This is a genomic window from Niallia sp. 01092 (assembly GCF_052318935.1).
Lineage (GTDB): Bacteria > Bacillota > Bacilli > Bacillales > Cytobacillaceae > Niallia.
In genome coordinates this window covers 1-12,086 of the sequence record NZ_JBQRKO010000044.1, presented here as the reverse complement: position 1 = coordinate 12,086, position 12,086 = coordinate 1, and the positions used below count along the sequence as shown (strand labels likewise).

General features: G+C 34.3%; 10 protein-coding genes. All 10 read right to left on the bottom strand.

The features are described from left to right. Positions 1-120 precede the first annotated feature (120 nt). Positions 121-2,436 (bottom strand): glycoside hydrolase family 3 C-terminal domain-containing protein, encoded by a 2,316-nt coding sequence (locus tag ACTXGU_RS21940; RefSeq protein ID WP_443483644.1) that lies wholly within the window; start codon positions 2,434-2,436, stop codon positions 121-123. A 159-nt stretch (positions 2,437-2,595) separates the two neighbouring features. Continuing rightward, positions 2,596-2,910 (bottom strand): phosphorylase family protein, encoded by a 315-nt coding sequence (locus ACTXGU_RS21935; protein ID WP_443483643.1) that lies wholly within the window; start codon positions 2,908-2,910, stop codon positions 2,596-2,598. A 25-nt stretch (positions 2,911-2,935) separates the two neighbouring features. After that, positions 2,936-3,205, bottom strand: a complete 270-nt coding sequence (locus ACTXGU_RS21930) for a phosphorylase family protein (protein ID WP_443483642.1) — start codon at positions 3,203-3,205, stop codon at positions 2,936-2,938. Positions 3,206-3,503: 298 nt separating this feature from the next. Beyond that, complete coding sequence (locus ACTXGU_RS21925) at positions 3,504-4,340, bottom strand: sugar ABC transporter permease (protein WP_443483641.1); 837 nt, start codon at positions 4,338-4,340, stop codon at positions 3,504-3,506. After that, positions 4,340-5,683, bottom strand: a complete 1,344-nt coding sequence (locus ACTXGU_RS21920; RefSeq protein ID WP_443483640.1) for an ABC transporter permease subunit — start codon at positions 5,681-5,683, stop codon at positions 4,340-4,342. Before ACTXGU_RS21920 ends, ACTXGU_RS21925 begins: the two co-directional genes overlap by 1 nt. A gap of 108 nt (positions 5,684-5,791) precedes the next feature. Beyond that, positions 5,792-6,895 (bottom strand): ABC transporter ATP-binding protein, encoded by a 1,104-nt coding sequence (locus ACTXGU_RS21915; protein WP_443483639.1) that lies wholly within the window; start codon positions 6,893-6,895, stop codon positions 5,792-5,794. 176 nt (positions 6,896-7,071) lie between these two features. Next, a complete protein-coding gene (locus tag ACTXGU_RS21910; RefSeq protein ID WP_443483638.1) occupies positions 7,072-8,352 on the bottom strand; it encodes a sugar ABC transporter substrate-binding protein in 1,281 nt (426 codons plus the stop codon). 234 nt (positions 8,353-8,586) lie between these two features. Then, positions 8,587-9,591 (bottom strand): LacI family DNA-binding transcriptional regulator, encoded by a 1,005-nt coding sequence (locus ACTXGU_RS21905; RefSeq protein ID WP_443483637.1) that lies wholly within the window; start codon positions 9,589-9,591, stop codon positions 8,587-8,589. A gap of 928 nt (positions 9,592-10,519) precedes the next feature. Next, positions 10,520-11,338, bottom strand: a complete 819-nt coding sequence (locus ACTXGU_RS21900) for a histidinol-phosphatase (RefSeq protein ID WP_443483636.1) — start codon at positions 11,336-11,338, stop codon at positions 10,520-10,522. Positions 11,339-11,863: 525 nt separating this feature from the next. Then, a partial coding sequence (locus ACTXGU_RS21895; RefSeq protein WP_443483635.1) for an alpha-glucosidase C-terminal domain-containing protein occupies positions 11,864-12,086 on the bottom strand: 223 nt, incomplete at its 5' end.

Here is a 12,086-nt window from a genome sequence, read left to right as displayed (position 1 = left end):
CTGCCATGGTATCTATTGGTTTTATCAATTAACTATGGAAATAAATAAGAATCCATTTTTGATCACTCTTTTTCTCAAAATGGATTCTTATTTAACATTGTAAAATACTGTATTTTATAATCAAACTTGTTGTGAAAGCAATTTATTTTCGTTTGTTAATACTTCATTTAATTGCGTAATCATCTCTTCTAGCATTTCTTCCGAAAAAACTCCTTCACTAAAATTAACTAGTGCTCGTAATGGCAAATATTTATTTAAGGCTGCCATCATCTCAGCGTTCTCGTTTTCTTCATCAACTTCTGCTGCTAATGGATTATTTTCATTTGCTATCACAAGAAATTTTTGTGTTAATGGAGCTAATGTGGGATTAGCCAGTAAGTCTCCAACAAGTGAATTTCGATGGATTGGATTACTTATATAGGTAGTCGATTGAACATGAATTTTATCTTTAAGAACAATATCTCTAGAAGATTTACCGACCAGTATATCAAACTCACCTGTTTCTACATGCCAATCCTTTATTCCATCATGATAATAAGCAAAAGAACGTCTATTTAATACAAAAGTAACAAGTTTTTCTTCACCTGGCTGGAGTTCTAATTTTTCAAAACCTTTCAGCTCTTTTTCAGGTCTAACCACATTGCTTTCTATGTCTTTTACATAAAGCTGTACTACTTCTTTACCAGCTCTGTCACCAATATTTTTCACCTTTACCCTAACCGTTACTTGATCTGTATCCTGAATTTCTTTGTTGCTTATCGATAGATCACTATATTCAAAAGTTGTATAGCTTAAGCCATAACCAAATGGAAATAATGGTTCTACTTCTTTTGTATCGTAGTAGCGGTAGCCGATAAAAACGCCTTCTCTATATTCCACTTGGTCTCCTTCACCAGGAAAATATAGATAAGATGGATTATCACTTAATTGCTTAGGGAAAGTTTCCGCTAATTTTCCACTTGGATTTGCTTCTCCAAATAGTAACTCAGCAATGGCGCCTCCAAGTGCTTGACCACCCAAATAACCTTCAAGCACTCCCTTTACATTAGGGAGCCAAGGCATTTCAATTGGAGAGCCATTACTTAAAACAACAACAACGTTACTGTTAACTTCTGCTACAGCTTTAATCAATTTATAGTGATTTTCAGGCATACGCAAATGTTCTCGATCATACCCTTCAGATTCGTAACGATCAGGTAGCCCAGCAAAAAGAATCACTTTATCTGCTTTAGCTGCGGTTTCTTTTGCCTCATTAATTTTTGCTTCATCAATAGCATCATTTTTGAGGTTATAGCCGTCAGCATATAATACATTTGTATTATTGCCAGCAATACTATAAATTTCATCTAGAATATTTTCTAGCTTTGTTGGCTTTATATTAGAACTTCCGCCCCCTTGGAATCTTGGTTTTTTGGCAAATTCTCCAATCACAGCTATAGTGCCTTCTTTTTTCAACGGCAGAATGCAATCTTCATTTTTTAACAGCACCATACATTCTTTTGCAGCTTCCCGTGCAAGTTGGTGGTGAGCTTCTTTATCGTAGATAGCATCTTCTTTTTTATGATCCATTGCTCTAAATATAATTCGCAGCATTCTCTCTACAGCAAGTTCCAATTTTTCTTTCGATAGTTTGCCACTCTTTACAGCATCCGCAATTTTTTGTTCACCAATTCCACCACTTGATGGCATTTCAAGCTCCAAACCAGCAGCTATTCCGTCAACAAGCTCATTAACAGCTCCCCAATCGGAAATAACAAACCCTTCAAAGCCCCATTCCTCTTTCAAAATATCATTTAATAATGTTTTATTTTCCGAAGCGAATGTTCCGTTTACCTTATTATATGCCGACATAACCGTCCATGGCTGAGACTGCTTAACAGCTCCTTCAAAACTAGCTAAATAAATTTCCCGCAACGTTCTTTCATCTACAACTGCATCCGTTGACATTCTTCGGTGCTCCTGATTATTCACTGCAAAGTGTTTTAATGACGTCCCAACACCCTGACTTTGAACACCTTTAATATGATGTGCCGCCATTTCAGATGATAGATAAGGATCTTCTGAAAAATATTCAAAATTTCTTCCACAAAGAGGGGATCGTTTAATATTTACGCCTGGTCCAAGAAGAACAGCTACATCTTCTGCCTGGGCTTCCACTCCTAATGCTATTCCTACTTGTTCAATCAAGTTTCTATTCCAAGAACTTGCCAGCCCGACAGCAGATGGAAAACAAGTTGCCGGAACACTATCAAATAACCCTAAATGATCCGCTCCTTCTTTTTGCTTTCTAAGTCCATGTGGACCATCTGTTACCATAATCGAAGGAATTCCTAATCGCTCAATCCCCTTCAATTTCCAAAAATCCAATCCAGAGCATAAGCTCGCTTTTTCTTCTAAAGTCATTTGTGAAATGATTTTTTTTATATCTCGCTGCATAATAACCCTCCAAATAGAAATGTTGCAACCATTTCCTTCCTAATATTTACCTTTAACTTCATAAAGATGAGATGTTGAAATTTGACCATTGTTATCCAAATACAGAAAAACGTTTTTCTATTTAAAAATGACTCCCCGGTGCTTATCCCCTATAGTTTTTTAGGGATGGATACGCAACCCTTCCCCAATACGGGGCTTCCCTTCCAAATTAAAGATATGAGGCAACGAAGCAACGATAATATCTAGTGACACCTTATTCAATGTCTGATAAATATCTAAAAGACTATCAAACTTCCACTCTCCTAGCCCTTCAGCTGGATTGGATATAATAACCAAACAAGAATAATGAATGCCTGCCATTCGTGCATATGCTATTTCGGTACCAATGCACATTGTTACTAAATCACCGCCCATTTGCTGGAACATCCTAATCTCAGCAGGTGTTTCAAAGCGACCTCCCGCGGCCTGTACCACGACGCCACCCTTATGTACATTGATATCAGCTAAAAGCACTATCCTGTTCCAAGCGCCTCTTAGTCTCGCTAAGAAGTATTTCTTCAAGATATGGATCAGTTGCAGGTGTATATCGCGGCAAAATTAATCCCTCTTCATTAAAGATAGCATGCGGAAGTGAGCGAGGACGTTCGAAATTAAAATCAATAAAATCATTAGGAACAACAAAATCACGAGTCTTCATTGCTGGATTGATACCACCCGCAGTCGCCCCCCAATCACTTCCTTCACTCCCAATTGATATAAAGCAGCCCAAGTCTCTACAAACTTGCCACTGCCATGATCATGAAAAATAATAAAATGGTGTGTTTTTCGAACTTCCATACCAGATTTCAGGCGATCTCCCTACAGGAGTCTCGATAGTAAAAGGTTTTTCTTCCAGTAGACCGGAATCCAATATTGCACTTTTACGTTATGTTCCTCCAATAATTGCAATTTTAGTAGTATGTTGCTCTTGTTTTTTTATATCATTCATCATTAATCTTTTCCCTCTTTTATTTGATGTGATATGGCTTGCGCGCTTTTAAACATATAATATTGATTTTCTAGATTTTTTATCCCTTATCAGCCCCAGCTGTTAGCCCATCTATCAAGTATCGCTGCATGAACATAAACAATAATGTTACAGGCAAGGCAACCATAACACAGCCTGCCGCAAATAATGTAAAGGGAAGCTGACCTGCAACTTTATCATTAATCATATCAAACAAACCAACAGCAAGCGTTTTTTGTTCGGGGGAACGTAAAATTAGCTTTGAAAAAATAAAATCCGTAAATGCTGTATTAAATGTCATAAGGGAGGTAAATACAATTAATGGTTTTGACATTGGCAAAATAATTTGAGTGAAAATCCTTAAATGACCGGCTCCATCTATTCTGGCAGCTTCAATAACACTTTTTGGCATGGTGTCAAAATAAGTTTTCGAGAATAGAAACCAAAGCGGTGCTCCTGCCACATAAACACATATGAGTGCAGTATGAGTATTCAGAAGATTCATCTGGCTAAGCAATATATAGATAGCAATCATACTCATAAAACCTGGAAATACATGTAAAACAAGCAAAGTATTCATTAAGTTTTTCCTACCACTAAAATGAAAAACAGAAAATACATATCCTGTTATCAATGTAAAAAGGGTACCGAAAAATGTGCTTATTAACGAAATCTTAATTGTATTGTAATACCACTGTCCAAATGGATATTGTTTAAAAAGTGTTGCATAGTGATCAAACGTAAAATGAGCAGGAATCAAAGTTTCACTGAACAATGACGTTCCTGGACGAAAAGAAGACAATATTACCCATAAGGCAGGATAAATACAAATGACAGCAACGATGATTAAAGTTATATAGCTAAAAGAGATATCCAGAAATGATTTCGTTTTATTCATCAGTGTATATCCTCCTCTTTAAACGATTTTGTTTTCTTTATTCTATAAATAGTAAAAATTGATAACATGATAAAAATAAATATTCCAATAACGGAAGCAAAATTATATTGCCCCTGCTCCACGGAAAGCTTGTAAAGCCATGTTAGTAAGATATCTGTGCCCCCTGCAAATTTATAATCTCCAATTGCTGGATTTCCATTTGTTAACAAATAAATAACATTGAAATTATTTATATTCTGAGCAAAGGTAACAACAAGTAAAGGAGCCATTGTTTTCATAACTATAGGATACGTAATTAAACGAAGCTTTTGAAATCCATTTGCACCATCTATATCTGCTGCTTCATATAATTCTGCTGAAATAGTCGTCAAAATCCCTATAATCATTAACATGCTGATCGGAAAGGTCAACCAAAAATTCACTAACACAACCGTAAACTTTGCCCACATAACATCTGTTAACCAAGGTACTTTCGAAATACCCAGATACCCTAAATACTGATTAATAGGACCAAATTGTCCGTTAAACATATTTCGGAAAATAAGTACGGATACAAACATAGGAATAGCAAATGGAAGGATAAAAATGGTGCGCCACACCTTTTTAAACTTAATCACCTTTTTCTGAACTAACAACGCAATCCCAAACCCACCGATGAAAGGAAAAAGAGTCGCAAAAACAGCCCATATAAACGTCCAGATCATCACACCATAGAATGTATGACTCCATGCCTTTATTTTAAAGATATCGAGAAATGTCTTAAATCCCTGCCAATCAACCAAATGAGCAGGCGGCATATTTTCCCTTGTATAATTAGTAAATGCGAGTAAAATCATAAAAATGATTGGCAATACAGTAAAGAAAAATACACCAAGCATAGGAACCGATAAGATAATTTGCGGAAATCTGTATTCTGTTATATATCTTATTGTTTGAACAAACGTATTAGGCTTTATTCCCTCTTCCCGACTTTTTCCTACTATATACGCATCTTTAATATTTAGAATATATATACATACGATAATACAAAAAATAAAGAGAGTAATAAGGCCTTCAACCATTAACAAAATGGAATGGTCTCCCATTACCATTTGATATATACCCCCGACTTTTTCCATTTGCGTCTTTTTTTCTCCTAAAGTTATTAAACCCCAAACTGCATAAGGAAGACGATATATGGCTGTATATATACTAAAGGCATGAATGGCAAGAAGAAATATTCCTTTTATATACTGCTTGTTATATACTTGACCTAGTCCCATCATTAAAATGGATAAAATCGATGCATTCCTTCTATAGGAGTTATTAGATAGTTTGGTAAACTTAATTACATTTTCAAGCATGAAGATTCAACTCCTGTTTTTCTAAATTAGAAAAGTACTGTTATTACTTAATAGAATATGAGTTTAAAAACCCCGAATTTTTTTAATTGAATATACACAGTGCTTTCTTTATCTTATTGCTTTTTCCGTTTCCATATCGAAGTAATGGCATTTATTCATATCAATGGCCAATGTGATATGATCACCACTGTTGTATTCCCCTTTATTTTTCACCTTTGCAGTTAGAGGAATAGAGTTATTTTTAACATATAAATACAGCTCTGATCCCATATTTTCCACTACTTCAATTTCTGCCGATAACTCTTCATAAGTATCTATATTAATTGCTTCAATATAGAAGTCTTCAGGTCTGATTCCTAGGATCACTTCTTGGCCAGCATATCCTTTCGAGCGAAGGATGTAGTCATCTTTTTTAGAAACTTGGACCTTGACTCCCTGCGTACTAAAATAAAGATTCGAGCCCTCTTCTATAATCTTTCCCTCTATAAAATTCATTGCAGGTGATCCTATAAACCCTGCAACATATTTATTAACAGGGAAATCATATATGTCAGTTGGTGTTGCTACTTGTTGTATTTCTCCGTTATACATAACAACAATTCTATCTCCCATAGTCATTGCTTCCGTTTGGTCATGTGTCACATACACAAATGTCGTTTCCAAACGTTTATGCAGCTTGCTTATTTCTGAACGCATTTGCACACGAAGTTTGGCATCTAGATTGGATAAAGGCTCATCCATTAAGAATACTTGTGGATTCCGAACGATAGCGCGTCCTAAAGCAACCCGCTGTCTTTGCCCACCTGAAAGAGCTTTAGGCTTGCGTTTTAAAAGATGGTCTAAATCTAAGATTTTTGCTGCTTCATGGACTTGCTTTTCAATTTCTTTCTTTGGCACTTTTCGCAGTTTTAAGCTAAATGCCATATTTTCAAATACGGTCATATGAGGATACAAAGCATAATTTTGAAAAACCATCGCAATGTCACGATCTTTTGGAGCAAGATCATTCACTAGTTTATCCCCAATATAAAAGTCTCCCTCTGTTATATCCTCCAACCCAGCTATCATTCGAAGGGTTGTTGACTTGCCACAACCAGAAGGACCCACAAGTACTAAAAACTCTTTATCTTTCACTTCTAAATGAAAATCCTTAACTGTATAAGCATCATTTTTATATTTTTTCTTCACATGCTCAAAACGCAATCCTGCCATGGTCTATAACCCCCATTAATGATAAATAGTGAGGTCACCATAAGTTGGCATTTATCACTCCAACTTATGGCTATTTCACAAACTATTTAATAATTTATTAAAAATAAATTGCTGTTACACTGCTAAAGCTAAAGTACCTAGTTTAATTTAATGAATATCATTTATCCGAGCTATTTTTACTTACTTGTCTTAATTCCGCTTTTCATATTTTCTGCAGCGTTATCCAACGTCTTTTTAACTTCTGCATCATTATCCCAAATTTCCATAGTAGCCGATTCTAAACTTTTCCAATAGTTACTCATTTCCGGAACATTTGGTAGTGCAGCACCATTATTAATTTGAGTTAGGAATCCCTGCAGCATTTGATCATTTTTATACTTTTCCTCATTCTCAAATCCATTAAGTGCTGGAATTCTTCCTGTGGATTCATAAAGTTCTCCTAGTTTCTCCTTAGAAGTAAGAAAGTTCGCAAATAGCCTTGAAGCATTTGGATATTTAGTATACGAAGTCACATAATAACCTGTACTACCTACTAGAGCTACTGGTGCTTTGCCATCAGACATCTCTGGCAACGGAAGAACTTCAACCTCAAATGGCATTTTTTTATTAGGACCAAGATTCCAAGTAGCGTCCATGTTTATCGCTAGTTTCCCCTGTTCCCACAGATGTAATCTGACATCGTTACTGATATCTTGCAACTTAAGTGGTAATATTTCTTTTAGAGAATGATAGAACTCCATCCCTTTAACTGCACCAGCACTATTAATACCAATGTCATTTACGTCAGTACCATTTTCCCCAAAAATATAACCATCATATCCTAAAATAAAAGAAGAATTAAAGTACCAACTTTTTGCATCATACATAAACCCAAACTGATTTTTTGAGACGTTATTATATTGCTTAGCAAAAGCTTTAATATCATCCCATGTTTCTAATTTTGCATCTTTCACCAAATCTTTATTAACGTATAGCGAATAAGTATAAACATCTCGAGGATAACCATAAAGTACTCCTTTATAAGAAGAGGCATCTAAAGCAACTTTACTACTATTTTTTCTTGTTTCTTTTTCAAAATAATCGTTAGGCAATACAACGCCAGAGTCCACAGTAGATCCTAAATTGTCGGATACCATACCAATTACATCAGCTGCAATTCCCGCAGGTCCATCTGTTTTCACCCGGTCTGCAGTATCCCAAGTTTGTACTTCTTCCACTTTTACTTTTATGTTGTATTTCTCTTCAAATTCTTTCACTGCTGACTCAACCAATGGATCTTTCATCGTCCAAAAAAGCAATTCAGCACCAGGCTCTGGCTTTAATTCGGTTGATGTTGCTGTATCTTTTCCATCAGTTGTATTTGTCCCCGATTGATCAGATGAGTTAGGTTTATTACAAGCCACAAGTAAAAGCAGAATGATCATTGTTATTGACGACATTTTTAGTATTTTTTTCATTTTTATCCTACTCCTTTAATTTTTTTCAGGTTTAATGGAACAATGAATAGTTCAAACGGATAGATAAACTGAATGAACACCCCCTTTTTAATTTCTTCACTTGGCTAGAAACGTTCTTCCTATTTCCACAATAGAAAAACGTTTTTCTGTTCAAAAAAATATTATCAATCTATTTATTTTGAATATTCGAATTATATTGAATAAAGAATGACTAGTCATTCTTTATTCACCGTTTTAAATATTTTTACAACTGCCTCGTATTATTATTTCGTGCGGAAGAATTCTTGCTTCTTTTTTATAGCTTTCTTTTTCCTTAATTTGTTGTAACAGCATTTGCGCTGCCTGAACTCCCAAATCATAGACCGGTTGTCGAACAGTCGTGATTCCAGGTCGATAAGCACCCGAAATTGGAATATCATCAAACCCCATAATCGAAATATCTTCTGGAATTCGAAGTCCGCATTCTTCTGCTGCTTGAATGGCTCCTATAGCAATCACATCGCTAATGCATAATACAGCAGTAGGGCAGTTTGGCTTCCTGAAAATTTCCATACCTCTCTCATAGCCTGATTTAATTTGATATTCTTCATTAAAAAAAACATTTTTTTCATATACAATTTCATAATCAGCAAATGCTTGTTTATATCCTTCAAACCTACTACTAGAATGTTCATGATTCAAAGCACCACCGAACCATGCTATTTTTCGATGCCCCAATTTAATTAAATACTCGGTTGCATCATAAGCGGCCTGATAATCATCAATATTAATGGAGGAAAATTTGCCATTCTTGTCGGTAAGGCTTGCTAATATAACAGGAATAGAATTTTCCTCAAAAAAATCGATATGCATTTGCTGCAAATTAGAAGTTAGCAGTACGACTCCATCTACATACTTTTCTTTCATCAACTTTAAATAATGCAACTCGATATCCATATCAAGCTCCGTATTGCAAAGTAATGTCGAATAATTATGTTTAAAAAGTTCTTTTTCAATTACTCTTACAAAAATAGAAGTAAATGTATTTTCAATACTTGGAATTAGAACACCAATCGACAAACTTTCTTTCTTAATTAAACTGCGCGCAATCACATTAGGACTAAAACCAAGCTCATTAACTACTTTTAACACTCTTTCACTTACCTCTGGACTTACCCTTTTGCTTTTATTAATAACATTTGAGACCGTAGAAATGGAAACGTTCGCTTTCCTTGCCACATCCTTAATTGTTATTTTCATTACCTCACCCTTTACCATTGTAGATATAATTGATCTGGTTTAGAAAAACGTTTTTCTATTCAAAAAAAATAGTATCTTCTTTACTTGTCCAGAATCGTTCATCCTATTATATAATGGAAAAACGTTTTTTTGTTCAAAAAAATAGTATCTTCTTTGCTTAATATGAAAACATTTATCCTATTTTCATAATAGAAAAACGTTTTTCTGTTCAAAAAAATAGTATCTTGTTTTTGCTTATCCAGAAACGTTCATCCCATTACATAATGGAAAAACGTTTTTCTGTTCAAAAATAATATCTTACTTTGCTTATCCAAAAACGTTTATCCCATTACATATAGAAAAACGTTTTTCTGTTCAAAAATAAATATCTTGCTTTGCTTATCCAAAACGTTTATCCCATTACATACAGAAAAACGTTTTTCTGTTCAAAAATAAATATCTTGCTTTGCTTATCCAAAACGTTCATCCCATTACATATAGAAAAACGTTTTTCTGTTCAAAAATAATATCTTACTTTGCTTATCCAAAAACGTTTATCCCATTACATATAGAAAAACGTTTTTCTGTTCAAAAATAAATATCTTGCTTTGCTTATCCAAAACGTTCATCCCATCACATAACGGAAAAACGTTTTTCAAATAATCTGTGAATCTATTAACTTTTCTTAATATTAAATTAATAGTTAATGTACGTCTATACTTTTGTCATAAAACCTGACAGCTTTTTTAAATTATAAGATAATTAATTTTTCATTTAGCAAATTAGGACATTAGGTAAGGCTAATAGTTTCTCTCTTTTAGTCTTAAAATAGATATTGCTTGTTTTTGAAATCGAGCTAAACTTAAAGAAAGTGGTATAAAGTTAGGTTACTATAAATTCTCACCCTTCTTTTTTTTTAATATCACTATTTATTATCAACTGTGCTCTATTATAAAGGGATTGACTGTCTTTTCTTTTCTACGTAAAACACCATTTCTTTAAAACCGATTTCCTTTAACTTCTTCTGAACATCATGATAATCTTCTCCAATTCGCTCATGTGTATGGGCATCTGATCCAAAGGAAATATCAACACCATAATATAAGGCACGTTCTAAAATTTCGTTTGAAGGATACCATCCTCCACAGTCTTTTGTTTTACCAGATGTATTAATTTCAATTGCAACGCCTTCTTCACTAATAACTTTAAGTGTTTCTTCAATAATTGGTGTCTCAATCTTCGAAAATTCTGGATAGTATCCTTTCATCGCATCAACGTGGGCAAGCACTTGAAACATACCACATCTTGCTGATTCTTGAATAAGCTTATAATAGTTATCCTTCAGTTCAATACGTTCTACTTCATTTAAACCATCCCATTGTTTACGATCAAATATGCTTACTCCATTTACAAAATGGACGGAACCTATTAAATAATCAAAAGGATAATTTTGATAGCTTTTTTGATATAGTTCGAAATGATCTGGAAAATAATCACTTTCCATGCTGAGCAATACATGAATTTTGTCTTTATAAGCTTCCTTAAGTTCCAAAACTTCTTTTACATAATTTCCAAGTTCACTTTTTGCCATTGCATACCCTGGCCACATTTGATCTTTGTCACTGTAAAAAAGCGGAGAATGATCAGAAATGCCGATATAATGAAGTCCCTTATCAATTGCCGCCTTTATATAATCCTCAATCTTTCCAGTTGCATGACCGCATCTATCATGATGTGTATGCAAGTCAAATAATATTTTCTTTATCATATATATCCCTCCATATTATCTTGTTAAAAATACTACACTAGCAACAAAAATACCAGAAAAAAAGTAAGAACTTTATTGATCTATTATATATAGTATACTAACTTCTTTCCGTATAAGCTTAAACTTATGGTAAATAAGACACTAAACACCAAAAAGATGTACCAAAAATGGTACACCTTTATTAAAAATATTCTCCATTGATAAATGATAGGGTATCTTCATAGCGAGTATTTTTCACTATTGCCTATGTCGCATGTTTTATACTAGACGAAAATTATCATTTATTTAGGCTGTTTTCTCAAAGTTTGTTGTTTTTTACAATAATACATTTGGAAAAGCGTTTCTTAGCAGCCTGCATACACGTAGACTCCTGTGGGAATGCGAGAAAGACGAGACCCCACAGGAGCGTATGCGACGAGGAGGCTCGACGCTCGCTAAACGGACGAAGTGTATGCAGGCTGCGAGTTTAAAAGCAACAATCTATACGCAAACAGCCTTTATTTAAAACACTATACCCTTGTCTCTTTAACTTAATTTATACACTCTTGCTTCATACGGACGAAGATTTATTTCTTTAATCTCTTCCGATTCGTCCGTATGATAATTGCTGATTAACAGCTCTTTCTCGTTAAATGTAATAGATTCAGGCAAAATGAATGTTGTATTTTGTTCATAATAGTTGCATACCACAAGCAGCTTTTCATTGCCTAACGATCTTACATAAGCAAAAATTTGGTCATGATCTTCT